The organism is Corynebacterium sp. 32222D000AT, from assembly GCF_053546955.1.
This window is the reverse complement of the sequence record NZ_JBPPVW010000009.1, coordinates 43,133-67,686: the sequence shown is the minus strand read 5'-3', so window position 1 is coordinate 67,686 and position 24,554 is coordinate 43,133. Positions and strand designations below refer to the sequence as shown.

Below are 24,554 nucleotides of genomic sequence, written 5' to 3'. Positions count from 1 at the left end.
ATGATTGTGGCCCAGGAAACCTCGGCCGGCAACCCGCTTTTGAATATCGCCATCTTCCTCGCCTTCTTGGTGGTGACCATGTGGCTGGTGCTGCGCGCCGGCAAGTCCACCAAGGAAGCCTCTGATTTCTACACCGGTGGCGGCAGCTTCTCCGGGCGCCAGAACGGCCTGGCCATCTCCGGCGACTACCTGTCCGCGGCGTCCTTTTTGGGCATCGTGGGCGCGGTGGCCCTGACCGGCTACGACGGCTTCTTGTACTCCGTCGGCTTCTTCGTGGCCTGGCTGGTGGCCCTGATGCTGGTGGCTGAGCCCCTGCGTAACGTGGGCCGGTTCACCATGGCCGACGTTTTGTCCTTCCGCCTGCGGCAGAAGCCGGTGCGCGTCGCCGCGGCCATCGCGACGCTGTTCGTCTCCCTGTTTTACCTGGTCGCGCAGATGGCCGGCGCCGGCTCCCTGGTGGCCGTGCTGCTGGACATCCACGAATTCGTCTGGCAGGCCGTCGTGGTCGGCGTGGTGGGCATCATCATGATTATCTACGTCCTGATCGGCGGCATGAAGGGCACCACCTACGTGCAGATGATTAAGGCCGTGCTCCTGGTGACCGGCGTGGTCATCATGTGCGCGCTGGTCTTCATCTCCATCCGCGGCGGGTTCAACACCCTCTTCCAGGACGCCATCAACATGCACGCCGGCTCGGAGAACCTCGCCAAGGAGGGCTACCAGGCCGAGCAGATCCTGGAGCCGGGCCTGAAATACGGCGCGACGCTGACCACCAAGCTGGACTTCATCTCCCTGGGCATCTCGCTCGTGCTGGGCGTGGGCGGCCTGCCGCACGTGCTCATGCGCTTCTACACCGTCCCGACCGCCCTTGAAGCCCGCCGCTCGGTGACCTGGGCGATTGTCATCATCGGCGCCTTCTACCTGATGACGCTCATCCTGGGCTACGGTGCGGCCGCCCTGGTGGGCCCGGACCGGATTCTCAACGCGCCGGGTGGCGCGAACTCGGCGGCCCCGCTGCTCGCCCTGGAGTTGGGTGGTTCCATCTTCATGGCGATCATCTCCGCGGTGGCGTTCGCGACCGTGCTGGCCGTGGTCGCTGGCCTGGCCATCACGGCCTCGGCCTCCATCGCCCACGACGTCTACGACGCCGTGCTGCGCGACGGCCAGGCCACCGAGGAAGAGCAGGTGCGCGTTTCCCAGATCACCGTCGTGATCCTGGGTGTCGCCTCCATCATCCTGGGTATCCTGGCCATGACCCAGAACGTTGCCTTCCTGGTTTCCCTGGCGTTCGCGATGGCCGCCTCCGCCAACCTGCCGACCATCCTGTACTCGCTGTACTGGCGCCGTTTCAACACCACCGGCGCGGTGGCCTCCATCTACACCGGCGTGGTCTCCTGCCTGGTGCTCATCTTCTTCTCGCCGGCCGTCTCCGGCTCTGAGACCTCCATGTTCCCGGGCGCGGACTGGGCCATCTTCCCGCTGAGCTCCCCGGGCTTGGTCTCCATTCCGCTGGCCTTCCTGGCCGGGTACATCGGCACCCTGGTGGGCAAGCCGGATCGCCTGGAAGCACTCGCCGCCGAGATGGAAGTTCGCTCCCTGACCGGCGTGGGCGTGGAAGCCCCGGTCGATCACTAAACCAGAATCTGGCAACTAGTTCAGTCAGGCGCCGCGGTCAATACCCCCGCGGCGCCTCTTTGTATTATGTAATCCGTGTCCACTAACTCCTCCTCGCGCCACCTGCTGCTACCTGCCATCGCCGTGCTGGTCATCGTCGCCTTGGCCGCAGCCGCGTGGGCGCTGGGGCGCTTTGACGGGCAGAACACACCCGCCCAGGCCAGCGCTAGTAAAGACAAAATCCCGCACCTGAACGCCTGGCAGGAAACCCGGATCCTAGGCGAAAGCGACCGCCCCGACCTCGTCTTCGCCGCAGACTCCGAGACCACCGAGTCCTCGGAGGCCACCGCGACCACCGCGACCACCGAAGCCACCAGCAGCAAGGACAGCAAGCGCAGCCAGGACAGCAAGCGCAGTCAAGACGGCAAGGACAATAAGGGCAGCAAAGACTCTCCGCGCTCGAAAGACAAGAGCCCTAAGACCACCAAGTCCTCGACCGCAGAATCCCACGCTAAGGACTCCCAAGACTCCCAAGACTCCCAGGGCGTAAAGAGCGACAAGGGCGATAAGGGCGAAAAAGACAAGGGCGCCACTGGCAAAGACTCAAGCAAGGCGGAGAAGACCTCGGGCGCGGAGACGACTACCTCGGGCGCCGCGGGTGCCGAAGAGCTTGCCGCTGCCGATGCCTTCCCGGACCAGCCCGGTCAGCTGACCTACGTGCGCCTGAGCGATGGCATGCACATGGCCACCGCCAATGAGCGGGAGTCGCGGCCGGCGCTGAGCCTGATCAAGCTTTACATCGCCGAATACGTGGTGGAAAACGGCAAGCCCGAAGAGCAGTTTGAGGCCCTGGATATGGTGGCCAACTCCTCGGACGAAAGCGCTGAGGAGCTCTACGAAAAATACCCGGACTCCATCGAAGACGTCGCGGAGCGCTACTCGCTCCAGTCCACCCAGCCGGATAAGCGCTGGGGATACTCGACGACCTCGACCTTTGACGTGGCCCGCTTCATCGCCCAGCTGATGGACAAGGACCCGCTGCACCCGGTGCTGGTGGCGATGTCGCACAGCGACCGCTTTGCCGAGGACGGCTACGCCCAGGACTACGGGACCTCGCAGCTCGACGACGTGGTGGGCACGAAGTTCGGCTGGTCCAACGAGCACGACATGCACTCGACCGTCTCCTTCGGGCACGACTTCGTGGTCGCGGCCAACTACTACGGCGACGCCGACGACCTGACCTATTTCGTCACCGACCACGTCACTGACGACTACCTGGAGCAGGCGAGCGCCGCCGCCCGGAAGTCTGCGCCGGTGACCGTGACCGAAGACCCGCAGGGCGCGGCCGAGCAGTCCGAGTCCGAGTCGAAAGACAGCGAGGAAAAGGACAAAGACGAGTCCGGCAAGAGGGACCAGAAGAAGGACCAGAAGAAGGACAAAGGCGACAAGAAAAAGTCAGAAAAGTCCGATGACTCTCAGGATAAAAACTCCAAGGACAGGTAGGCTCTCCCGGCGGCTAGGGGCATAAAAAGGGGGCAGAAGGTGTTCTTCTGCCCCTGATTGCTAGTGAGGTTTAGCGGCCGCTAAAGCGCTTGGCCAAGTCCGCGGCCTGTTGGATTTGATCCATGGAGACCGAGGAGCCGTTGTAGCTGATGCTGTTGCCGTCCACGCGCGGCAGGTTCGGCATGTTCGGCACCGTCTCGTTCAGGCGGGAGCTCAGGTGGTTGATGGCGTCGGTCGTGGAATTGCCCGCCGGGGCCTGCGGCGCCGGGGTGGCGGGTCGGTTCTGCGCAGGCCGCTTGCTGGCCGCCTGGCCCGGGGTCCACTGGCCCCAGTCCTTGGCGTAGACGTGGTTGATGTCCACGACCACGCCGCCGACGTTGCGCTGCTGGGCCTTGGGCAGCTGGTGGATGGTGGTGCGCGGGTGGATCTTTCCGCCCGAGCCCCAGTCGTGCATCCAGAAGAAGCTGCCGATGCCGTCCTTGCTAGCCCAGTCGATCACGTTGTAGTTGCCGTAGACGCCGGTCTGGTATCCGGCGGCCTTGAGCGCGGCGGAAAAGGCCTGCAGGTAGGGTTTGATCTGGTTGGTGTACTGGGCGCGGGTCGGGTTGTCATCGATGGCGATGTAGATGGGGCGCCCGGTCGGGCCGCCGGCCGCTTTGTGCAGGGCGATGGCCTGCGGGGCGTGGGTGGCGGCGCCGGCGGCGCCGGCCAGCCAGTCGGCGTTGCCGGCCCGGCCGAACTGGTAGACCGAGGCGGTGGCCAGCCCGTGGGCGGCGAAGTCCTTGGTTTCCTTCAGGCTGACCGGCTTGCCCAGCATCCAGTTTGCGCCGGGGCGGCGCTGCGAGACGTAGCGCACCGCGCCGAGGTGGCCGGCGGCCTTGACCGCGGCGGCGGAGGGCACGCCGGCGGAATAGTCCAGCACGGTGCCCAGGATGGGGCCTAGGGCCTGGGCCTGCGGGGCGGTGTGCAGGTTGTAGGCGCCGAAAGCGCCGAAGGCGGCGGTCAGAGCGCCGGCCTTAAAGAGGCCGCGCCGGGACAGGGAACGGTTGCCGATAGATGGGGTGGGCATAGGAGACCTCGCAAGAATTAGAATTGACCACAATAGTCACATCTGTAACAGGGGTACCATATCACGCCCGCCCAGTTCCGTCGAGGCTAACGCGCGCTAGCGACGGCCTCAGCCAGGACCAAATCCTCCCAGGGCATGCCCGTGAACTTGAAGATCACCGGCCGGGTCCGGTCTAGGTGAACTTCGCCGCGCACGACGTCCCGGAAGGTGACCAGGCGCTCGCGCTCCAGAGCGCCTTCGTCCACGGCCTGGATGACGTCGCCGGCCTCCCGGAAGCAGGTCTCCGGGTCCTCGATGATGACCTGGGAACGCCCCAGCAGCGCGCCGGGCAGCTCCCGCGCGGACGGGGAGTGGGAGCCGACCGCTACGACGACGGCGTCGTCGCGCACCGCGGCATCCTCCAGCACCGGCTCGGCCGCCGTGGTGGTCGTGATGATGAGCTCCGCGCCGCGAAGCACCTTGTCGGCCTGCTCGGTGCCGGCCTGGGCCCACGGCTCTAGATCCTCCGGCTGGCTGCGGCTGAGGAAGGACACCTCGACCTCGCGGCTGGAGTAGACCTCGCGCACCGCCGCGGCGTGGGCGCGCGCCTGCGGGCCGGTACCGAAGATAGCGACGGACAGGGGGCCGGTGGACCCTGGCTCTAACACGTCCGCAATACCGGCCAGGGAGACCGCCGGCGTGCGCAGGTTGGTCAGCGCGATGCCGTCTATGGTTGCCCTGGGAGCGAACGTTTGCTGGTCGAAGAGCACGTAGGTGCCCTGGATGCGCGGGTTGTTGCCGCGGGCCTCGGCGTTGACCGACAGCAACTTAATCCCGAACCCGGCCGGGGTGGCCGAGGGCATGAGCAGAAACTCCCCGCCGGGGACGTCGATGGCCTGGCGCGCGAGATCCTCTGCCGGATCGAAGCCTTCCTGCAGCGCACCCCGCAAGGCGGCCACCGCGCACGGGTAGTCGAGACGGTCAAAGACGGTGTCATAATCGAGGAAATCCATGCCTCAATGATGGCAAAGAATGGCCACTGTCGGGGCCTTTATCGCGGCGAAAGCCCTTAGCGCCACGAAAAGTAGGAGACCCCGATCAAGATGAGGGCCGTTCCGGTTATTTGTTGCCCCAGCGCTAACAACTTAGTTGTCCCTTTCAGCGGAAAACACAACCGTTCGGGCTTTGAGTCAATTGCTAGACAGTGCCCCAGAGTGGATTCGAACCACCGACACCGGCTTTAGGAGAGCCGTGCTCTATCCCCTGAGCTACTGGGGCCTAGGAAGCTAGGTTACCCGAGGGCGCGCGAGGCGCGGAAATCGGCTAGCGTTGGCGGTATGGAACACCAAGGCAGTGAGGTTGGCGGCGCGCCGCGGCGGGCGGACGCGGAATTCGTGGACGTCCAGCGCCGGGAGATTTTCACCCAGATCATCCAGCGCGATGGGGTGGAGGTCCTCGCCGTGGACAAGGCCATGCCGGGCGGGGAGCGCAAGCGCGTGCTGTTGCTCAACAAGTATGATGCGCAGCGCCTGCGCGCGGTGCTAGAGACCTACCTCAACACCATCTACAGCAAGGAGCTGGCCGGGATGGCCGGGACCTTGTCCCCGGCGGATATGGTGGAGCTCTTCGGGGAAGAAGAGGACGTAGAGGACTAGGCGACGAAGACTAGGCTTCCTCGCCGGTCAGCTCGCGCAGCTTGGCGCGCACGGCAGAGGCCTCCGGGTTGGTCTCGTGGGTGCCGTCGGAGTAGAGGACGGTGGGTACGATCCGGTTGCCGTCGTTGACGGACTTGATCCACTCGTTGATGTCCTCGGTGCCTTCGGCCTCAGCGTCGACCAGGGTGTAGGGGGTCTCCGTGCGGTCGAGGCGCTTAATCAGGCGGGCGGAAAACGGGCACCAGTCCGCGTAGAAGATGGTGACGTGATCGTTGGTTTCCGGGGTCTTAACGCTCATGCTAAGCAGCGTCCTTTCGTTCGTAGGTTAAAAAGCGGTACTTCATGGGAAGATCGGCGGGCGGGGTGCCCGGGATGGTCAGCCGTCCCTTGTCGGAGGTGAGCCAGTCGCTGTCGCGGCTGAGCCCGAAGTGGGCAGGCACCGCGGGGGCAAAGACCGCCTCGTCGCCGTAGATACTACCGATATTAACGCCCATCAAGGTGATTTCGATGACGTCGACGTCGTCGATCGTGGCGGCGTAGAGCTGCCCACCGCCCATCACCCAGGCGGAGTCGAGCTCCGGCAGCTTATCGATGCCGGCCAGGACCTCACCGCCGGCGGACCACTCGCCGGGGGCGCGGGAGGAGATGATGAAATTCTCCCGGCCCGGCAGGGGGCGGAACTTCGGGTTCAGCGACTCCCAGGTCTTGCGGCCCATGACCACCGGGCTGCCCAGCGTGGTCTGCTTGAAATGCGCCAGGTCCTCCGGCACGTGCCACGGCATGTCCGTGCCATCGCCGATGATGCCGTCCAGGGACTGCGCCCAGATTGCGCCCAAGCTTGTCATCTAAACCGCCACCGGGGCCTTGATGGTCGGGTGCGGGTCGTAGCCGATGACCTCGAAGTCGTCGAAGTCGTAGTCGAACATGGACGCCGCCTTGTGCAGCTTGAGCTGCGGGTAGTCCCGGGGAGTGCGCGAGAGCTGCTCTTCGACCTGGGCGCGGTGGTTGTCGTAGATGTGGCAATCCCCGCCGGTCCAGACCAGCTCGCCGACCTCGAGGCCGGCCTGCTGGGCGAACATGTGGGTCAGGGCCGCGTAGGAGGCCAGGTTGAACGGCACGCCCAGGAACATATCGGCGGAGCGCTGGTAGACCTGCAGCGAGAGCTTGCCATCCGCCACGTAGAGCTGGAAGAGCAGGTGGCAGGGCATCAGCGCCATCTTGTCGAGCTCCGCGACGTTCCAGGCGGAGACCAGGTTGCGGCGCGAATCCGGGTTGGACTTGAGCGTTTCCAGCGCCTGCGAGATCTGGTCGATGTGGGACCCGTCCGGGGTGGGCCAGGAACGCCACTGCACGCCGTAGACCGGGCCCAGATCGCCGTTGTCGTCCGCCCATTCGTTCCAGATGCGCACGCGGTTGTCCTGCAGCCACTTGACGTTGGAGTCGCCGCGCAGGAACCACAGCAGCTCACCGATGACCCCGTGGAAGTAGACCTTCTTGGTGGTCAGCAGGGGGAAGGATTCGGACAAGTCGTAGCGCAGCTGCCGGCCGAATAACGAGGTCGTGCCCGTGCCGGTGCGGTCGCCCTTGGAGGAGCCGTGGTTGAGGATGTCGCGAAGCAGGTCTTCGTACGGGGTGTATGCCATAGCGCTAGTTTAGAACCCTCCGTTTTCTTTGGCGTAGTCCGCCGCGTGGGCCAGGATATCGTCGGCCAGCTCCGGGCGGCAGACCAGCAGGTCCGGGATAAAGGTGTCCTCGTTGTTGAAGGTGATCGGGCTGCCGTCCAGGCGGGAGGCGTGCAGGCCGGCGGCCAGCGCCACGCCCACCGGGGCGGCCTGGTCCCACTCGTACTGCCCGCCGGAGTGGATATAGCCGTCGTAGTCGCCCAGCAGCACGTGCATGGCCTTGGCGCCGGCCGAGCCCACGCCGACGGTCTCAAATCCCATCTTCTCCGAGATATAGTCCGCCACCTTCGGCGGGCGGTTGCGCGAGACCACGAACTTGTGGGAGAGCGGGCCGGTGACCGCGCGGACGTCGGAGGACTTGAACGTCACGCCCAGGTCCGGCAGGCCCACCGCGGCGTGCGCGGGGCGGCCGTCGATGGTCAGGGCGATGTGCACGGCCCAGTCCTGGCGGCCCGTGGCGAATTCCTTCGTGCCGTCGAGCGGATCGACCACCCAGACGCGGTCCTTGGAGAGGCGATCCGGGTTGTCGGTGGCCTCCTCCGACAAGAATCCGTCGTCGGGGCGGTGCTGGGCCAGCACCCGGGAGATCCACTCCTGGGCAAGCTCGTCCCCGGCGTCGCCTAAGGCGCGGCTGCGCAGCAGGCCTCCCTTGCGGACCCCTTTGAGGATCTCGCCGCAGCCTTCGGCGATCATGTTGGTCAGGCGGGCATCATCTAGCTGGACGGTCATACCCGTAGAGTCTAGCCGCCGCGTTAAAGTAAGGCATGGCCGAAAACATCCTGTCGCGCTTCAGCCCGCCGGTGCGGGACTGGTTTACCGAGGTCTTCGCGCAGCCCACCGAGGTGCAGCAGGAGGCATGGTCGGCTATTTCACAGGGCGACCACGCGCTGGTCGTCGCGCCGACCGGCTCCGGCAAGACCCTGGCGGCGTTCCTCTGGGCGCTCAACGGCCTGGTCGAGCGCGACGGCCAGACCAGCCTGCCCATCGGGCAGGAAGCCAGCCGCACCTCCACCCATGGCGGGGTGAAAGTGCTCTATATTTCCCCGCTCAAGGCCCTCGGCGTGGACGTGGAGCACAACCTGCGCGCGCCCCTGGCCGGCATCGCCCGCGTGGCCGAGCGGCTAGGCCTGGACCATCCGGACATCTCCGTGGGCGTGCGCTCCGGGGACACCCCGCAGGCCGAGCGCAACCGCCAGGTCCGCCGCCCGCCGGACATCCTAATCACCACGCCCGAGTCGGCCTACCTGATGTTGACCTCCAAGGCCGCGGGCATCTTGAGCTCGGTCGAGACCGTCGTGGTGGATGAGATCCACGCCCTGGCCGGCTCCAAGCGCGGCGTGCACCTGGCGCTGAGCCTGGAGCGGCTGGCGCTGCTGGCCGGGGACTTCCAGCGCATCGGGCTGTCCGCCACCGTGCGCCCGCTGGAGACGGTGGCACATTTTTTGGGCGGGTCCCGCCCCGTCGAGATCATCGCCCCGCCGGCCAGCAAGCGCTGGGACCTGGCCGTGCACTGCCCGGTGGACGACATGGCGGACCTGCCCACCCCGGAGCAGGGCTCGCCCATCGGGGAGCTGACCGTGGATGATTCCATCGGCATTACCAGCGGGGACGGCCTGCTGGAAGAATCCGCGCTGCCGACGGCGAAGTCCATCTGGCCCTTCATCGAGCAGGACGTCTACGCCGAGGTCATGGAGCACCGCTCAACCCTAGTTTTCGTCAACTCGCGCCGCACCGCGGAGCGCCTGACCAGCCGGCTCAACGAGCTCTACGCGCAGGAATACGACCCGGAGTCTTTGTCCGCGCCCACGCGTCGGGACCCGGCGCAGCTGATGAAGCAGGTCGACGTCGCGGGCAAGGCCCCGGCCGTTATCGCCCGCGCCCACCACGGCTCCGTGTCCAAGGACGAGCGCGCTATGACCGAGACCATGCTCAAGGAGGGCACGCTCAAGGCGGTGGTGGCGACCAGCTCGCTGGAACTCGGCATCGATATGGGCGCGGTCGACCTGGTCGTCCAGGTCGAATCCCCGCCGTCGGTGGCCTCCGGCCTGCAGCGCGTCGGCCGCGCCGGGCACACCGTGGGCGCCGTGTCCACCGGCTCCTTCTACCCGAAGCACCGCGCCGACCTGGTCCAGGCCAGCCTGACCACCAAGCGCATGCGCGAAGGCCTCATCGAGCGCCTGCATACCCCGTCCAACCCCCTGGACGTGCTCGCGCAGCAGACCGTGGCCGCCGTCGCCGCCGCCCCGGACGGGCTCGGGGTGGAGGACTGGTACGACACGGTCCGGCGGGCCTGGCCCTACCGGGACCTGCCGCGTGAGGTCTTCGACGCCGTGCTCGATCTGGTCAGCGGCGTTTACCCTTCGACGGATTTCTCGGAGCTCAAACCCCGGGTAGTCTACGACCGCGTCGGCGGCGTGCTCACCCCGCGCCCGGGCGCGCAGCGCGTGGCGGTGACCAATGCCGGCACCATCCCGGACCGCGGCATGTTCGGCGTCTTTTTGGTCTCCGGCGCCGAAACCCAGGCCCCGCGCCGGGTGGGAGAGCTGGACGAGGAGATGGTCTACGAGTCCCGCGTGGGCGACATCATCACCCTGGGCGCTAGCTCCTGGCGGATCGAGGACATCACCCGCGACCAGGTGCGCGTTAGCCCCGCGCCGGGGCACACCGGGCGGTTGCCCTTCTGGAATGGGGACGCCGCCGGCCGCCCCTACGAGCTCGGCCGGGCGCTGGGTGCCTGGCGCCGGGACGTCCACCAGGATCCAGGAATCCTCGCCGACGTCGACGCCCGCGCGCGGGACAACATCGTTTCCTACCTGGGCGAGCAGTACGAGGCCACCGGGCTCATCCCGGATGATACGACCCTGCTGCTCGAGCGTTTCCGCGACGAGCTAGGCGACTGGCGCGTGCTGTTGCACACCCCGTTTGGCCGCGGGGTCAACGCCGCCTGGGCACTGGCGGTCGGCGCCCGCGTGGCGGAGAACACCGGCATGGACGCCCAAGCCGTGGCCGGCGACGACGGCATCGTCCTGCGCCTGCCGGAGGCCGACCGGGAACCGGACGCCAGCCTGTTTAACTTCGACGCCGACGACATCACCGACATCGTCACCGAGCAGGTCGGCGGCTCCGCGCTCTTTGCCTCCCGCTTCCGCGAGTGCGCCGCCCGCGCGTTGCTTCTGCCGCGCCGCAACCCCGGCAAGCGCGCCCCGCTGTGGCAGCAGCGCCAGCGCGCCGAGCAGCTGCTGGACGTGGCCCGGAAGTACCCGTCCTTCCCCATCATCCTGGAGACCGTGCGCGAATGTCTCCAGGACGTCTACGACCTGCCCGCCCTGCAGGAGGTCATGCGGGAGCTGGGCCACCGGCGCATCCGGATCGCCGAAATCACCACGGACAGCCCCTCGCCGTTCGCCTCGACCCTGCTGTTTAACTACAACGGCGACTTCATGTATGAGGGCGACTCGCCGTTGGCGGAAAAGCGCGCCGCGGCGCTAGCCCTGGACCCGTCCCTGCTTGCCAAGCTATTGGGCACGGTGGAGCTGCGCGAGCTGCTGGATGCCGACATCATCGCCGAAGTCCACGCCCAGCTCCAGCGCACCGCCCCCGACCGCCGGGCCCGCACCACCGAGGAGGTGGCCGACCTGCTGCGTACCCTGGGCCCGGTGGCCATCGAGGATCTGCCGGCGCACACGGACGTTCCGTTAAGCGCTATCGATGCCGCCCTGGCCGGCCGCGTGATGCACGTGCGCATCGCCGGGACCGAGCACCTGGCGCAGGTTAACGACGCCGCCCTGCTGCGCGACGGCCTGGGTATCCCGGTCCCGCCCGGGGTGCCGGCCCAGGTGGACACGGTCACCGACGCGCTGCCGCAGCTGCTCAGCCGTTGGGCGCGCACCCGCGGGCCGTTCCTCATCAGCGAGGCCGCGGCCGCCTTCGGGCTGTCGGTCTCTGCGGCCTATGGGGTCATCACCGGCCTGGACAAGGTGGTCGAGGGCCACTACCGCGCCGGGGTGGAGGAGACCGAGTACTGCGCGGCCGAGGTCCTCAAAGTAATCCGCAGCCGTTCTCTGGCCGCCGCCCGCGCGGCGACCGAGCCGGTTAGCGCCACCGCCTTCGCCCGCTTCCTGCCCGCCTGGCAGCAGGTCGCCCCGGCCGGCACCCGCCCGGCGCTGCGCGGGGCCGACGGGGTCCTCGCGGTCATCGAACAGCTTGCCGGGGCCAAGGCCCCGGCCTCGGCCTGGGAGAGCCTCATCCTGCCGGCGCGGGTGGGGGATTATTCGCCCGCCCACCTGGACGAGCTCACGCTGTCCGGCGAGGTCCTCATCGTCGGCGCGGGCAAGGCCGGCTCGGCCGATCCCTGGATCATGCTCCTGCCGGCGGACTACGCCGCCCAGCTGCTGCCGCAGACCGAGCCGGAAGGCTATTCCATCCTGGAGCGTGCGCTCCTGGAACACCTGGGCACGGGCGGGGCCTTCCACTTCGGGGAGCTGGCCGCCGACGCGCCGGGCACCGAGGAGGAGGTCCGCCAGGCGCTGTGGCAGCTGGTGGAGGCCGGCGCGGTCTCCCCGGATTCCTTCGCCCCGGTGCGCGCCCGCCTGGCCGGCAAGACCGGCGGCAAGGCAGCCCACCGCGCCAAGCGCCGGCCGAACCGCTCGCGCCTGCGGATGGGGCGGACCTCCTTCGCGCAGGCGCAGCGGGTGAGCACCCCGCCGGACGTGGGCGGGCGCTGGGCGCTCACCCCGCCGGCGGCGCAGGACCCGACGGCGCGCTCGGTTGCGCACGGCGAAGCCTGGCTGGACCGTTACGGCGTGGTCACCCGCGGCAGCGTCGTGGCCGAGGACGTCCTGGGCGGTTTCGCCCTGGCCTACAAGGTCCTGTCCGGCTTCGAGGAATCCGGCAAGGCCATGCGCGGCTACGTCATTGAGGGCCTCGGCGCGGCGCAGTTCTCCGTACCCGCGGTCATCGACCGCCTGCGCGGTCAGCAGGACAGCCCCGACGTCACCGGCTGGCCGTCTGGCCACGAGCCGGACACCGTGGTGCTCGCCGCCTGCGACCCGGCCAACCCCTATGGCGCGGCCCTGGCCTGGCCGGAGACCCCCGGCAAGCCCAACCGCGCCGCCGGCGCCCTCGTGGCGCTGGTCGACGGGCTGCCCATCGTGCACTTAAGCCGCGGCGGCAAGTCCCTGACCACCTTCCCGCACGTGCTGCCGGACGGCGTCGACCCGGCCGAAGCAGTGCAGCGGGCGTTAGACGGGCTACGGGAGCTCATCGCCGCCGGCCGCCTCCAGCCCTTGGTCGTCGAAAAGGTCAACGGCGTGGCCGCCTTCCAGGCTCCGGAGGCCGAGGCGCTGCGCGCCGCCGGCGCGGGCCTGAGCCCCCGCGGCCTGCGGATCGCCGCCACCGCCGCCGCGCCCCGCACCGGTGCGCCCCGTGGCAGCCGCCGGGCCCAGCAGAGCCCCCGGTCAGGATCCGTGCCGTCGCGGCGGGGCCGGCGGGTGACCGACGTGCTCGCCAGCTTCGACGACGACGCGGTCGAGGCAGACAAGGGGCAAGAGGATTACTAACTTAAGGAGGCGAGATGCCCGAAGGTGATTCCGTCCTGCAGCTATCCAACCGCTTGCAGTTCATGCGCGGCCGGGAGGTCACGCGCAGCTCCCTGCGGGTGCCGCGGTATGCCACCGTGCGCTTTGACGGGGAGACCTGCGAGCGCGTGTGGCCCTACGGCAAGCACCTGTTCATGCAGTTCGGGCAGCGCCTGCTGCACACGCACCTGAAGATGGAGGGGCAGTGGGCCATCCATTATGTGGGGCAGCGTTGGCACAAGCCGGGCCATAGCGCGCGGGTGGTCCTGCAGCTGGCGCACCACCCGCGCGATATCGAGCTCGTCGGCCACTGGCTGGGCCTGGTCGAGGTGATGGCCGCTGATGACTACGCCGGCTGGGTCGCCGGCCTGGGCCCGGATATTTTGGACCCGGATTGGGAGGGGGCCGGCGGGCGCGACGACGCGCTGCGCCGGCTGGCGGCCCGCCCGGAGCGGTCAATCGGGACCGCTCTGCTGGACCAGTCCAACGTGGCGGGCATCGGCAACGAATACCGCGCCGAAATCTGCTTCCTGGCCGGCCTCCACCCGGCCACGCCCGTGGGGCGGGTGGACCTGGAGGCCGTCATCGATATTGCCCGGCGCATCATGTGGGCCAACCGCGACAGCCCCATCCGCGTGACCACCGGCGTGCGCCGGGCGGGCGAGACCACCTACGTCTTCGGCCGCAACCGGGCGCGCTGCCGGCGGTGCGGCACCCGCATCGAGAAAGGATTCCTGGGCGGGCCGGACCAGGGCGGCGACGAGGGGGAGCTCGAACGGGTCATCTGGTTCTGCCCGCACTGCCAGCCGAAATACTAGGGCAAGCGGCGCGCGGTGCGGGGCCGGCGCGGCGGCCGCGAGCGCGCTAGGATCGCGGGTATGCGTTTGCTACTCAATATCATCTGGTTCTTGTTCGGCGGCCTGTGGCTCGCACTGGCCTATTTCATCTTCGGCGTTCTGGCCTGCATCTTCATCATCACCATCCCGGCTGGCGTGGCCAGCTTCCGCATGGCGGCCTACGCGATTTGGCCGTTCGGCCGGGCCGTGGTCCAGCCGGTGGGCGGATCCAGCGGCATGTCGACGTTTTCCAACGTCGTCTGGTTCATCGTCGCCGGCGTGTGGCTGGCGCTGAGCCACCTGACCACGGCCGCGGCCCAGGCGATCACCATCATCGGCATCCCGCTGGCTATCGCCAACCTCAAGCTCATCCCGATCACCTGCTTCCCGTTCGGCAAGCAGATCGTGCCGAACGACCGCATCCCCGCCGGCTTCGAGCCGATGATCCGGATGTAGTTAGCGGTCTAGCCGCGGTGGGCGCGGTACCACTGAATGAGCGCGTCGGTGGACGCGTCGCCCGAGGCGGCGGGGTCCTCGCCGCGCACGGCGGCGGCCAGGTCGTTGGCTTGCTGCTTGCCGAGCTCCACGCCCCACTGGTCGAAGGAATTCAGCCCCAGGATGACGCCCTGGGTAAAGACGATGTGCTCGTAAAGCGCGATGAGCGCACCGAGCGCGTGCGGGGTGAGCTTCTCGGCCAGGATGGTGGTGCTCGGGCGGTTGCCGGGCATGACCTTGTGAGGGATAAGCTCGGTAGCGACGCCCTCCGCGGCGAGCTCCTCGGCGGTCTTGCCGAAGGCCAGCACCTTGGTCTGGGCGAAGAAGTTGCTCATCAGCAGATCGTGCATGGAGCCGGTGCCGTTAGCCGTCGGGAAATCCCGGTGCGGCTGGGCGAAGCCGATGAAGTCCGCCGGAACCAGGTGGGTGCCCTGGTGGAGCAGCTGGAAAAAGGCGTGCTGGCCGTTGGTGCCCGGCTCGCCCCAGTAGATCTCCGAGGTGGCCGTGTCCACCGCCGAGCCGTCGCGGCGCACCGACTTGCCGTTGGATTCCATGGTTAGCTGCTGCAGGTAGGCCGGGAAGCGGGAGAGATCCTCCGAGTAGGGCAGCACCGCGTGGGACTCGGCTCCTAGGAAGTTGGTGTACCAGATCCCCAGCAGCGCCATCAGCACCGGGACGTTGGTGCTCAGCGGTGCCTCGGCGAAGTGCTCGTCCATGGCCCGGAAGCCTTCCACAAAGCGCATGAAGTCCAGCGGCCCGATGGTGCACATCAACGACAGCCCGATGGCCGAGTCCACGGAGTAGCGGCCGCCGACCCATTCCCAAAAACCGAACATGTTCTCCGTGTCGATGCCGAACTCGGCGACCTTCTCCGCGTTGGTCGACACCGCCACGAAGTGCTTGCGGATAGCCGACTCGTCGCCGTCGAACTGCTCCAGCAGCCAGCGCCGGGCCGCGTGGGCATTAGCCAGGGTCTCCTGGGTGGTAAACGTCTTCGAGGCGATGATGAACAGCGTCGACTCCGGGTCGAGGCGGTCCAGGACCGCGTCCAGGTCGGCCGGGTCGACGTTGGAGACGAATTCCGCGCTAATCCCGGCTACCTCGTAAGAGCGCAGCGCGCGGGCCGCCATGGCCGGGCCCAGGTCTGAGCCGCCGATGCCGATGTTGACGACCTTCTTGATGGTGTGGCCGGTGTGCCCCAGCCACTTGCCGGAGCGCAGCGCGGTGGCGAAATCGCGCATCCGGCCCAGGACCTCGTGGACATCGGCGGCGATGTCCTGGCCGTCGACAGTGAGGTCTTCTTCGGCCGGCAGGCGCAGCGCGGTGTGCAGCACCGCGCGGTCCTCCGTGTTGTTGATGTGGGCGCCGGCGAACATGGCCTCGCGCACCTGCTCCACGCCGGCGGCCTCCGCCAGGGCGATGAGGGCGCCGAGGATTTCCTGGTCCACCAGGTTCTTCGACAGATCGACGTGCAGGCCCGCGGCGGCGAAGGAGAGGTTATCCGCGCGGGATTGTTCCGCCCGGAAGAGCTCGCGGAGGTTCAGGGCGGTTTCCCCGTCGGCCAGCTGCTCAAGTGCCTTCCACTCGGCAGTGCTGGTGATGGTCGAACCAGTGGCGTAGGCGGTGTTGGAATAATCCATGACGATTGGCTTCTGCGGCCTTTCTTCCGGTGTCTAAACGCGTGCTAAGTGCTAACCACAACCGTAGTCGAAGACTTCTGCGGGCGTGGTTAGAGGATGAGAGCGGCCGTCCAGCCCGCCACGAGCAGCGGGATGTTGAAGTGGAGGAAGGTGGGGATGACCGAATCCCGAATGTGGTCGTGCTGGCCGTCGGCGTTCAGGCCCGCGGTCGGGCCGAGCGTCGAGTCGGAGGCCGGGGAGCCGGCGTCGCCCAGCGCGCCGGCCGTGCCGATGATGGCAACGGTCGCGGCGGGGCTGAAGCCCAGCGACATGCACAGCGGGACGTAGATAACGGAGATGATGGGCAGGGTGGAGAAGGAGGAACCGATGCCCAGGGTGACCACCAGGCCCACCAGGAGCATGCCGCCGGCGGCCCAGAACTGGTGCTCGCCGAAGATCTCGGCGGTGGCGTTGACCAAGGTCTCGACCTCGCCCGTGGCGGTCATGACTGAGGCAAAGCCCTGGGCGGTAATCATGATGAAGCCAATCAGCGCCATCATCCGCATGCCCTGGGAGAACACGTCATCGGCCTGGCGCCAGTTGACCGTGCCGGAAATGAGCAGGATGCCCAGGCCGATCAGGGAGCCGACCAGCAGCCCGTCGGCCTCGAAGTCGAGCGCCTGCATGACGACCTGGACCGCGAAGGTCGCGATGATCGCGATGACGGAAACGGTCACCCGGTAGGGCGAGATATCCTGAGAGTCCGGGGCGTCGTCCGAAATTGGGGTATCGGCGTAGTCGCGCGGCTTGCGGTAGGTAAAGAAGATGGCGATGAGCAGGCCGACTAGCATACCCACGGCCGGGATGGCCATGATGGGCATGATGGACAGGTCGCTGGTGTCCAAGCCGGCCTCGGAGATGTTGAACAGCAGGATGTCGTTGAGGTAGATGGACCCGAAGCCCACCGGCACGAAGAAATAGGTGGTCACCAGGCCGAAGGTCAGGCAGCAGGTGATCAGGCGGCGGTCGAGGCGCAACTTGTTCATGACGGTCAGCAGCGGCGGGACCAAAAGCGGGATGAAGGCGATGTGGACCGGGATGAGGTTCTGGCTCATCACGGCCATGGAGATAAGCCCCAGCACCAGGATCCACTTGGTGGTGGCCACGGCGGCTTTGTTGAGCTCGCCGTCTTGGTTGCCCAGGCGCTTGACGAGGAAGTTGGCCAGCAGGCGGGGGAGCCCGGCCGAGGCCACGCCCATGGCGAAGGCGCCCAGCAGGGCGTAGCTTAGGGCGATCTTGGCGCCGCCGCCGAGGCCGTCCTGGAAGGCGAGCATGGTGTCGTCCAGCCCCATGCCGGCCATGAGCCCGCCGGTGAGGGCGCCCAAGAACAGCGCAACGACCACATGGACTCGCAGGAGCGCGAGGACGAGCATGACGATGACGGCTATTAAGACGGCGTTCATGCGTATAGATTACTGTACGGATTGCCCAAAACGGGCGCGGGGGTAGGGACGATTATCCCAGGCGGCCGCGGCCCATGCGCAGCAGCGCTGAAGCGATGGCGGGGCCTTCTTCGCCCAGCTCGTCACGGAACTGGTTGAGGATGGCGATCTCCCGCGTGTGCACCAGCCGGGTGCCGCCAGACCCCATGCGGGTCCGGCCGATGGCTTGGGAGACTGCGGTGCGGTGCTTGATGGCCTCCAGGATGATCTGGTCCATCCGGTTGATCTCTTCCCGGTATTTCTGGATTTCCTGATCCGAGAGGGGATCGTCCGTGCCCGAGGGCGTCCGGACCTCAAGGTTGGCGAGCTCGTTGTGTACCGCGTCTGACATAACCCAATTGTGCCACCTGGGCAGCCAAAAAGTAACTCCGCTCGGCTGTGTGTCGGGGCCGGCTAGTAGGTTGGTAGTCATCATGAATGATTCCTCGCCATTTCCCCAGCCCGCAGACCGCAACCCCTTCGGCCGGCCGGCCGCGCCCGCGGCCGCGTCCCAGCCCGGTCAGGCCCCGCAGCCTGACGTAGACCCGCTCGTCGAGGGCCTGAACCCGCAGCAGGCCGCGGCGGTGACCCACACCGGCTCGCCGCTGCTTATCGTCGCGGGCGCCGGTTCCGGCAAGACCGCCGTGCTGACCCGCCGGATCGCCTTCCTGATGCGCTCGCGGAACGTGGCGCCCTGGGAGATTTTGGCTATTACCTTTACCAACAAGGCCGCCGCGGAGATGAAAGAGCGCGTCGGCCAGCTGGTCGGTCCCGTCGCGGAGCGGATGTGGGTGGCCACCTTCCACTCCATCTGCGTGCGGATCCTGCGCGCCCAGGCGCAGCTGGTGCCGGGGTTGAATACCAACTTCACCATCTACGACGGGGATGATTCCCGCCGCCTTTTGTCCATGATCGCCAAGGACCAGCAGCTGGATATTAAGAAGTTCACCCCGCGGGTGCTGGCCAACCAGATCTCGAATTACAAGAACGAGCTCATCGGCCCGCAGCGCGCCGCGGAGCAGGCCGCGGCCACCAAGAACCCGTTCGACACGACCGTCGTCGGGGTCTACGCGGAATACCAGCGCCGCCTGCGCGCGGCCAACGCGGTCGACTTCGATGATCTCATCGGCGAGGTCGTCCGGATTTTCCAGCAGCACCCGCAGGTGGTGCAGTTCTACCGCCGCCGCTTCCGCCACGTGCTCATTGATGAGTACCAGGACACCAACCACGCCCAGTACGCGCTCGTCGCCGCGCTGGTCGGCCAGGGCAACGGCGCCGCTACGGGCGACGGGCAGGGGAGCCCGGACCAAGCGGCCCCAGCGCCGGAGCTGTGCGTGGTCGGTGACTCGGACCAGTCGATCTACGCCTTCCGTGGCGCCACCATCCGCAATATCCAGGAATTCGAGCGGGACTACCCGCAGGCCCGGACAATCCTACTGGAACAGAACTACCGGTCGACGCAGACCATCCTGAACGCGGCGAACGCGGTCATCGCCAAGAACGAAAACCGGCGGGAGAAGAACCTGTGGACCGCCCACGGTCAGGGCGAGAAGATCATTGGCTACGTCGCGGACAATGAGCACGACGAGGCCCGCTTCATCGCCGCGGAGATCGACAAGCTGGTCGACGGCGGGCGCAACCTCAACGACATCGCCATCATGTACCGCACCAACAACGCCTCCCGCGCGCTGGAGGATATCTTCATCCGCTCCGGGATCGCCTACCGCGTGGTGGGCGGCACGCGCTTCTACGAGCGCAAGGAAATCCGCGACATCGTGGCCTACCTGCGGATCCTGGACAACCCGGACGACACGGTAAGCCTGCGGCGCATCATCAACGTGCCCAAGCGCGCCATCGGGGACAAGGCCCAGGCCCAGATTGCGCTGCACGCGGAGAACCTCGGGGTCAGCTTCGGCAAGGCCCTGCTCGACGGGGCGGCCGGCCAGGTAAACGGCCTGGGCACGCGCGCGGTCAATGCCGTGGGCAAGTTCACCGAGATGATGGACGGCATCCAGTCCCAGCTGCCGGGCATAACCAACCAGGTCACCGGGCAGCCGGACCTGGGCGAGCTTATCTCCCTGCTGCTCGATGCCACGGGTTACCGGGCCGAGCTGGAAAACTCCAACGACCCGCAGGACGGCGCGCGCCTGGACAACCTCAACGAGCTGGTCTCCGTGGCGCGGGAGTTCTCCTCGGAGGCGGCCAACCAGATGGCCTTCGACGGCTCCGATGCCGCGCCGGAGTCCGACCCGGCCGACGACGGGCAGGCAGCGCCGGGGTCCCTGCAGGCGTTTTTGGAAAAGGTCTCCCTGGTGGCTGACGCCGATCAGATCCCGGATGAAGACTCCGGCGTGGTCACCTTGATGACCCTGCACACGGCGAAGGGCCTGGAATTCCCTGTGGTCTTCCTTACCGGCTGGGAGGACGGCCAGTTCCCGCACATGCGCTCGTTGGGGGACCCGAAGGAGCTGAGCGAAGAGCGCCGACTGGCGTATGTGGGCATTACCCGCGCGCGGGAGCAGCTCTACGTCACCCGCGCTATCATTCGTTCCTCCTGGGGCAACCCGATGACCAACCCCGCCAGTCGCTTCCTCGCCGAGATCCCAGAGGAGCTCATCGACTGGCGGCGGGAGGAAAACGATAGCTCCCTCAACTCCGCGTGGGGTGATGATAGCTATCAGTACGGGCGCAACTTCGGTTCGTCCTGGTCCGGCTGGTCGCGCAAGTCCGGCTCCGCTGCGTCTTCCCCATCGCAACGGAAAAAGCCGGCGGCTGCTACGTCCATGCCGAAGAACAAGAATCTCAACCTGGCCGTGGGGGACCGCGTCAACCACGCCAAGTATGGCCTGGGAACGGTCATTAGCTCCGACGGTTCGGGCGCGCGGGCGACCGTCACCGTGGATTTCGGCTCTGCCGGGAAAGTCCGCCTGATGCTGATTGGCGGACTTCCCATGGAAAAGCTCTAGACGGAAATACCGCGCTCTGCGAACCAGGTAACCGGGTCCACGGGGCCGCCACCGCCGGGGTGGACCTCGAAGTGCAGGTGCGGGCCGGTGGACACGCCTTCGTTGCCGATGGAGGCGATCTGCTGGCCGGCGGTGACTCGCTCGCCGACGCCCACTAGCAGGGAGCTGGCGGCCATGTGGCCGTAGACGCTCACGGTGCCGTCGTCGTGCTGGATGCGGATCCAGTTGCCGAAGCCCTGCGCCGGGCCGGAGGAAATCACGGTGCCGTCCATCACGGCGTAGATCGGGGTACCTACCGGGTTGGCAATGTCGATGCCGTTGTGCATCGCGCCCCAGCGGGAGCCGAAGCCAGACGTCAGGGTGCCGGTGGTCGGGAATACGACGGTGTTGCCGTTGGCGTCCTGGGAGTGGGTGGCGCGCAGGCCGGAGTGGTCACCCTCGGGCGCGAAGGCGTCCTCGAGTCCCGGTACGGCAGACGGGTCGAGGACGATGTTGAGCCCGCCCTCGGTCTGGTTGACGGACGGGGTGATCGTGCCGTTGAACAACTGGGTAGTGGATTTAGCGAGGCCGAAGAGAGCATCGGTGAGGGCGTCGTGGTTGACGTCGCTGACGGTCGGCTCGGAGGAACCGTCCGACACGTTCACCGTCGCCGCGGGGGCGGCGCTGGCGGCCGTGGCACCAAGCGTGGCGGCCAAGCCGGTGGTCAGTGCCAGGGCACCGGCCATAGCGGCCCGGCGGGCGCGATGAGTGCGCTTCATAGACTACGTCCTTTATCAGCGTGAGGGTATGTGGTGGCGAGCCAGTCAGCGGGCAGTACCACGAGGGGCACGCTCCAGCACAGGGGCCGGCGGGGCCGCCGAAAGGCAACGAACTAAAAGTTAGCCCGGTTGGCGGGGGAGCGCAACGCCAAAAAGAGCAGGTAGAAGGCCACGTTTGTTCGAAAACAATCGAACATGCCAGCGTGTTGCGCGTGTTGTAATTGCGACTAAAGTTACAGATGTTTTTAATGTGGCGAACGTGGGGGTGGCACCTGGGGGTAGCAAAAAGCCCCTCGCTGCGCGGTGCAGCGAGGGGCGTTGCGGTGGGAAAGAAGTTGGCGGCTTCTAGGAGATGTTGATGCCGTGCTCAGCGAACCACGGGATCGGGTCGACCGGGGTGTTGCCGTCCGGGTGGATCTCGAAGTGCAGGTGGGAGCCGGTGGAGAAGCCGCGGGAACCCATGCCGGCGATCTTCTGGCCGGCGTGGACCTGGTCGCCGACGGCGACGTCGAGGGTTTCCATGTGGCCGTAGACAGCGATGGAGCCGTCCTCGTGCTTGATGCGGATCCAGTTGCCGAAGCCGGAGGCCGGGCCGGAGTCGATGACGATGCCGTCCATGGCGGCGACGATCGGGGTGCCGATGGCGTTAGCCAGGTCGATGCCGTTGTGCATGGCGCCCCAGCGGGCGCCGAAGCCGGAGGTGTAGGCGCCCTCGGCCGGCTTGACGATGGAGGGGGCGCGGGAGGCGGCGTCCGCGGCGATGCGGGCGTCGGCGGCCTCGATGGCCTTGTTGAGCTGCTCCGAGAGGTTGTCGACCGGCTTGGACTCGGCGATCGCCAGGATCTGCGGGGCGGCGTTTTCCACGGCGGCTGCGCCGTTTTCGGCCAGCTCGTTGGAGTCCGTGGTCAGGTCGTAGTCGACACTCTGGGCCTTGGTCTCGTGATCGGCGTTAGCCTGCAGCTGAGCAGCTGCGGCGCCACCAACGCCCGCAGTGGAGGCCGCACCGGCAGCCACGGTTACCAGGGCGATGCGGCCCTTGGCAGTTTGCGAGGTAGTGGTCTTGCGGTGGCGTCCCACGCCAGCCCGCTGGGTCTTGCTTCGCATTAAACTTCTTCCCGTACTTGTCTTAAATCGTGTAACGCTGCTTCCGCGTTACTTAATCTCGCTCAAGGTTACACGATTGTGACCTTCTTGTTACCAACGTCTGGTAACAATAGCGGTTCGCACAGGGCCAAGCAAGCTAAATCGATGTTATAAAACCGCCGTGAGGGGGTTTTCACACGTCAATGCAGGAAATTTCTAAGTCACATCGCCGGGGGAGTGGGTCGAGCATTGATGACTCCCGCCCCTCCCGTAACACTACCGGAACCCACCGGCGGGCCGATAGCGGGGCGGAAGTTTGTTTCGGCGGGCCGTTACGGGCAAGTACTAAGAGATACTGAAAACCCGAAATCTCTAAAGTTCTACGTGAGGGTTAATACAGTATATATAGGACCCCGACGCGCCCTGCCGCCGGTGTCCCGTCGGGGCAGGGGATTCGCCGCCGGTGGGCCGTGCCAACCCGAAAAGGTGCCGGTGGCGTGGCAAGGTAGAGGCGATGAATAAGAACACCAGCCCCCACTCGCGGTCGTCGTCGGGCCCGCGCAGCCAGGCCCGCGGACGCACCAGCCCCTCCAGTGCCGCCCAGCCGGCTGCCCGCGTGGCCTCCCGCGCTGGTGCGCAAGCTCGGTCCCGCACCGCGCCGAAGGCGACGGGGACCAAGGCCCGCCTCATCCGCATGCTGCTGACCGTCGGCGTGCCGAACCTGGCCGTCATCGGCACCATCGTGGTCATCGCGCTGGCCTCGGTGTTGCTCTCCAGCGCGCCGCTGGCCTGGCTGCCCTCGATCATCGGTGAGGCCTGGATGGTACTCAACCTCGTGCCGGTGCACGCCGGGGGCAACACCATCTCCGTGCTGCCCTTCCTTCCCGCCATCGGACTGGTGTGGTTGTTGGCTGGGCGCATCCACCGCGCGGTCAAGCACAAGGTCAGCGTCAACGACCTGTTGCTGCTGCTGGCCTGCGCCGTGGGTGTGCCGGTCCTGATAACGCTCGTGGCCTGGTTCATGCTCTGGGACGCCGGCAAGGTCTACGATCTTGCCGCCCCGAACCTGGCCGTCGCCGTCCTGCGCGTCGCGGTCATCCACCTCGTCGCGCTGGCACTTGGTATGGGCCCGCGCCTGTGGACCGCGCTGCTGAAGCGCTACGGCCTGCCGGTCACGGTGGTGGCTAGCGCCCGGGTGGCCTTCCGCTTCATCGGCGCGCTGCTCATGGCCGGCCTGGCCCTGCTGCTGGTCGTCGGTCTGTTCGGCTGGCAGCGCCAGGGCGAAATCCTTAACTCCTACCCGAACCTGCCCGCGGCGGGCGCGGCCGCCCTCTACGGCCTGAGCCTGCTCTACCTGCCCAATGCCGCGCTGGTGGCCGGGGCGAACCTGCTGGGGGCGGAGTTCCACATGGGGCAGGCCAGCGTCTCACTGTTTAGCATCCACCTGGTGCCGCTGCCGCCGCTGCCGCTAGTGGGCGTTATCCCGGGCAGCGCGCCCGCCTGGGCGTTGGTCTTGCTCGTCTTGGCCGGCGCGGCCGCCGCCTGGGCGTGGCGGGGCAAGAACCCCAGCCCGCGCACGGCGGTGGAGGCCTCCGTGCTGGCCGGCCTCAGCGTGGCGCTGCTCGCCGCGTTTACCACCGGCGAGGTCGGCGTCTACGGCGCGACCGGCATCATGGTCGCCATGGCCGGCGCCCTGGCCGTCGTCTGGGTCCTGGTCATCGGCCTGGCCGCCTGGGGCATTAGCCTGTGGCAGAACAGCCGAGCCAAAGCACCGTCTGCCGCGCCGGCTGCCGCGCCGGCTGCCGATGCCGCCTCCCCGAGCGCCGATGAGGCACCCGCCCGTGAAGCGGACGCCGCCGAGATGGAGTCCGGCGCAGAGGCCCCTAGCCGGGCGGATAGCGCGGATAGCGCGGACGCTGCGGAAGAAGTTGGCTCCGGCGCGGACACCGCTGCCGACGCAGACGTAGCTGCCGACGCGGCGGTTGTGGAACCTGACGACGCCGACGACGCGGAAGACGCGGCGCAGTCCGAACCGGATGCTGCTCCGGAGAGCATCGACGCCGAGGAAGCCGACGCCACCGCTCGGGCGGGCGGGGACGCCGAGCAGGCGGAGCAGCCGGCTGCCTCGACCGGGGCGGAAGCGGCCGAAGGTAGTGCCGATGAGGGGCTGGATGAGGCTGCTGATCCGGCCGATGGGGTGGCGCGTGGGGGAAGTCAAAAGGACTGAAAGTTCCGCGG

Annotated in this window: 19 protein-coding genes and 1 tRNA gene; 8 read left to right on the top strand and 12 right to left on the bottom strand. The window is 67.3% G+C overall.

Annotation, left to right across the window (positions count from 1 at the left end; genetic code table 11):
• Both ACEE23_RS07200 and ACEE23_RS07195 read left to right on the top strand, forming a co-directional pair.
• Complete coding sequence (locus ACEE23_RS07200) at positions 1-1,635, top strand: solute symporter family protein (RefSeq protein ID WP_448872640.1); 1,635 nt, start codon at positions 1-3, stop codon at positions 1,633-1,635.
• Positions 1,636-1,710: 75 nt separating this feature from the next.
• On the top strand, positions 1,711-3,117 hold the full coding sequence (locus ACEE23_RS07195; protein WP_448872624.1) for a hypothetical protein: 1,407 nt from the start codon (positions 1,711-1,713) through the stop codon (positions 3,115-3,117).
• Positions 3,118-3,187: 70 nt separating this feature from the next.
• Here the strand turns inward: ACEE23_RS07195 and ACEE23_RS07190 are convergent, their stop codons facing one another.
• The 3 genes from ACEE23_RS07190 to ACEE23_RS07180 form a co-directional block, all read right to left on the bottom strand.
• Complete coding sequence (locus ACEE23_RS07190; RefSeq protein WP_448872626.1) at positions 3,188-4,186, bottom strand: DUF1906 domain-containing protein; 999 nt, start codon at positions 4,184-4,186, stop codon at positions 3,188-3,190.
• An 86-nt stretch (positions 4,187-4,272) separates the two neighbouring features.
• Positions 4,273-5,178, bottom strand: a complete 906-nt coding sequence (locus tag ACEE23_RS07185) for an ornithine cyclodeaminase family protein (protein WP_448872628.1) — start codon at positions 5,176-5,178, stop codon at positions 4,273-4,275.
• 192 nt (positions 5,179-5,370) lie between these two features.
• Positions 5,371-5,443, bottom strand: a tRNA-Arg gene (locus ACEE23_RS07180).
• Positions 5,444-5,502: 59 nt separating this feature from the next.
• Between ACEE23_RS07180 and ACEE23_RS07175 the strand changes: the two genes are divergently transcribed.
• Positions 5,503-5,820 carry a hypothetical protein gene (locus tag ACEE23_RS07175; protein ID WP_296204496.1) on the top strand — a complete coding sequence of 106 codons (318 nt, stop codon included), beginning with the start codon at positions 5,503-5,505 and terminating at the stop codon, positions 5,818-5,820.
• Between the two features lie 10 nt (positions 5,821-5,830).
• Here the strand turns inward: ACEE23_RS07175 and ACEE23_RS07170 are convergent, their stop codons facing one another.
• Genes ACEE23_RS07170 through ACEE23_RS07155 form a run of 4 tightly spaced genes read right to left on the bottom strand, consistent with a single transcriptional unit; the run spans position 5,831 to position 8,231 of the window.
• A complete protein-coding gene (locus ACEE23_RS07170) occupies positions 5,831-6,118 on the bottom strand; it encodes a glutaredoxin domain-containing protein (RefSeq protein WP_296204492.1) in 288 nt (95 codons plus the stop codon).
• A 1-nt stretch (position 6,119) separates the two neighbouring features.
• A complete protein-coding gene (locus ACEE23_RS07165; RefSeq protein WP_448872630.1) occupies positions 6,120-6,665 on the bottom strand; it encodes a dihydrofolate reductase in 546 nt (181 codons plus the stop codon).
• A complete protein-coding gene (locus ACEE23_RS07160) occupies positions 6,666-7,463 on the bottom strand; it encodes a thymidylate synthase (RefSeq protein WP_448872632.1) in 798 nt (265 codons plus the stop codon). It abuts the gene before it with no gap.
• Between the two features lie 9 nt (positions 7,464-7,472).
• Positions 7,473-8,231, bottom strand: a complete 759-nt coding sequence (locus ACEE23_RS07155; protein ID WP_448872634.1) for a 3'(2'),5'-bisphosphate nucleotidase CysQ — start codon at positions 8,229-8,231, stop codon at positions 7,473-7,475.
• Between the two features lie 35 nt (positions 8,232-8,266).
• On the opposite strand from ACEE23_RS07155, the gene ACEE23_RS07150 reads away from it, so the two are divergent.
• From ACEE23_RS07150 to ACEE23_RS07140, 3 genes are read left to right on the top strand one after another with little or no spacing between them, the layout of a single operon-like run.
• Entirely contained in the window at positions 8,267-13,060 is a 4,794-nt protein-coding gene (locus ACEE23_RS07150; protein ID WP_448873561.1) for an ATP-dependent helicase, read from the top strand.
• A gap of 14 nt (positions 13,061-13,074) precedes the next feature.
• Positions 13,075-13,896 (top strand): DNA-formamidopyrimidine glycosylase family protein, encoded by an 822-nt coding sequence (locus ACEE23_RS07145; protein WP_448872576.1) that lies wholly within the window; start codon positions 13,075-13,077, stop codon positions 13,894-13,896.
• A 60-nt stretch (positions 13,897-13,956) separates the two neighbouring features.
• Positions 13,957-14,370, top strand: a complete 414-nt coding sequence (locus ACEE23_RS07140; RefSeq protein ID WP_070767908.1) for a YccF domain-containing protein — start codon at positions 13,957-13,959, stop codon at positions 14,368-14,370.
• An 8-nt stretch (positions 14,371-14,378) separates the two neighbouring features.
• Here the strand turns inward: ACEE23_RS07140 and pgi are convergent, their stop codons facing one another.
• From pgi to ACEE23_RS07125, 3 genes are all read right to left on the bottom strand, one after another.
• Positions 14,379-16,049, bottom strand: coding sequence for a glucose-6-phosphate isomerase (gene pgi / locus ACEE23_RS07135; RefSeq protein ID WP_448872574.1), 1,671 nt, complete (start codon positions 16,047-16,049; stop codon positions 14,379-14,381).
• Positions 16,050-16,138: 89 nt separating this feature from the next.
• Positions 16,139-17,491, bottom strand: a complete 1,353-nt coding sequence (locus ACEE23_RS07130; protein WP_448872572.1) for a Na+/H+ antiporter family protein — start codon at positions 17,489-17,491, stop codon at positions 16,139-16,141.
• Positions 17,492-17,543: 52 nt separating this feature from the next.
• Positions 17,544-17,861 (bottom strand): chorismate mutase, encoded by a 318-nt coding sequence (locus tag ACEE23_RS07125; RefSeq protein ID WP_296204472.1) that lies wholly within the window; start codon positions 17,859-17,861, stop codon positions 17,544-17,546.
• Positions 17,862-17,943: 82 nt separating this feature from the next.
• Between ACEE23_RS07125 and pcrA the strand changes: the two genes are divergently transcribed.
• Positions 17,944-20,475, top strand: a complete 2,532-nt coding sequence (pcrA, locus tag ACEE23_RS07120; RefSeq protein ID WP_448872569.1) for a DNA helicase PcrA — start codon at positions 17,944-17,946, stop codon at positions 20,473-20,475.
• Here pcrA and ACEE23_RS07115 read toward each other — a convergent pair.
• Both ACEE23_RS07115 and ACEE23_RS07110 read right to left on the bottom strand, forming a co-directional pair.
• Entirely contained in the window at positions 20,472-21,233 is a 762-nt protein-coding gene (locus ACEE23_RS07115; RefSeq protein WP_448872567.1) for a M23 family metallopeptidase, read from the bottom strand. The two genes, pcrA and ACEE23_RS07115, sit on opposite strands and share 4 nt — an antisense overlap.
• 345 nt (positions 21,234-21,578) lie before the next feature.
• Positions 21,579-22,337, bottom strand: coding sequence for a M23 family metallopeptidase (locus ACEE23_RS07110; protein WP_448872565.1), 759 nt, complete (start codon positions 22,335-22,337; stop codon positions 21,579-21,581).
• 493 nt (positions 22,338-22,830) lie between these two features.
• On the opposite strand from ACEE23_RS07110, the gene ACEE23_RS07105 reads away from it, so the two are divergent.
• Positions 22,831-24,543, top strand: coding sequence for a cell division protein PerM (locus tag ACEE23_RS07105; protein ID WP_448872563.1), 1,713 nt, complete (start codon positions 22,831-22,833; stop codon positions 24,541-24,543).
• Positions 24,544-24,554 lie beyond the last annotated feature (11 nt).

Excerpts from the sequence above, each read along its gene's own strand:
- ACEE23_RS07105 (WP_448872563.1), top strand. The coding sequence starts at position 22,831 with ATGAATAAGAACACCAGCCCCCACTCGCGGTCGTCGTCGGGCCCGCGC.
- ACEE23_RS07150 (WP_448873561.1), top strand. The coding sequence starts at position 8,267 with ATGGCCGAAAACATCCTGTCGCGCTTCAGCCCGCCGGTGCGGGACTGG.
- ACEE23_RS07130 (WP_448872572.1), bottom strand. The coding sequence starts at position 17,491 with ATGAACGCCGTCTTAATAGCCGTCATCGTCATGCTCGTCCTCGCGCTC.
- ACEE23_RS07175 (WP_296204496.1), top strand. The coding sequence starts at position 5,503 with ATGGAACACCAAGGCAGTGAGGTTGGCGGCGCGCCGCGGCGGGCGGAC.
- ACEE23_RS07115 (WP_448872567.1), bottom strand. The coding sequence starts at position 21,233 with ATGAAGCGCACTCATCGCGCCCGCCGGGCCGCTATGGCCGGTGCCCTG.
- ACEE23_RS07200 (WP_448872640.1), top strand. The coding sequence starts at position 1 with ATGATTGTGGCCCAGGAAACCTCGGCCGGCAACCCGCTTTTGAATATC.
- ACEE23_RS07145 (WP_448872576.1), top strand. The coding sequence starts at position 13,075 with ATGCCCGAAGGTGATTCCGTCCTGCAGCTATCCAACCGCTTGCAGTTC.
- pcrA (WP_448872569.1), top strand. The coding sequence starts at position 17,944 with ATGAATGATTCCTCGCCATTTCCCCAGCCCGCAGACCGCAACCCCTTC.
- ACEE23_RS07155 (WP_448872634.1), bottom strand. The coding sequence starts at position 8,231 with ATGACCGTCCAGCTAGATGATGCCCGCCTGACCAACATGATCGCCGAA.
- ACEE23_RS07165 (WP_448872630.1), bottom strand. The coding sequence starts at position 6,665 with ATGACAAGCTTGGGCGCAATCTGGGCGCAGTCCCTGGACGGCATCATC.
- ACEE23_RS07110 (WP_448872565.1), bottom strand. The coding sequence starts at position 22,337 with ATGCGAAGCAAGACCCAGCGGGCTGGCGTGGGACGCCACCGCAAGACC.
- ACEE23_RS07170 (WP_296204492.1), bottom strand. The coding sequence starts at position 6,118 with ATGAGCGTTAAGACCCCGGAAACCAACGATCACGTCACCATCTTCTAC.
- pgi (WP_448872574.1), bottom strand. The coding sequence starts at position 16,049 with ATGGATTATTCCAACACCGCCTACGCCACTGGTTCGACCATCACCAGC.
- ACEE23_RS07185 (WP_448872628.1), bottom strand. The coding sequence starts at position 5,178 with ATGGATTTCCTCGATTATGACACCGTCTTTGACCGTCTCGACTACCCG.
- ACEE23_RS07160 (WP_448872632.1), bottom strand. The coding sequence starts at position 7,463 with ATGGCATACACCCCGTACGAAGACCTGCTTCGCGACATCCTCAACCAC.
- ACEE23_RS07140 (WP_070767908.1), top strand. The coding sequence starts at position 13,957 with ATGCGTTTGCTACTCAATATCATCTGGTTCTTGTTCGGCGGCCTGTGG.
- ACEE23_RS07125 (WP_296204472.1), bottom strand. The coding sequence starts at position 17,861 with ATGTCAGACGCGGTACACAACGAGCTCGCCAACCTTGAGGTCCGGACG.
- ACEE23_RS07190 (WP_448872626.1), bottom strand. The coding sequence starts at position 4,186 with ATGCCCACCCCATCTATCGGCAACCGTTCCCTGTCCCGGCGCGGCCTC.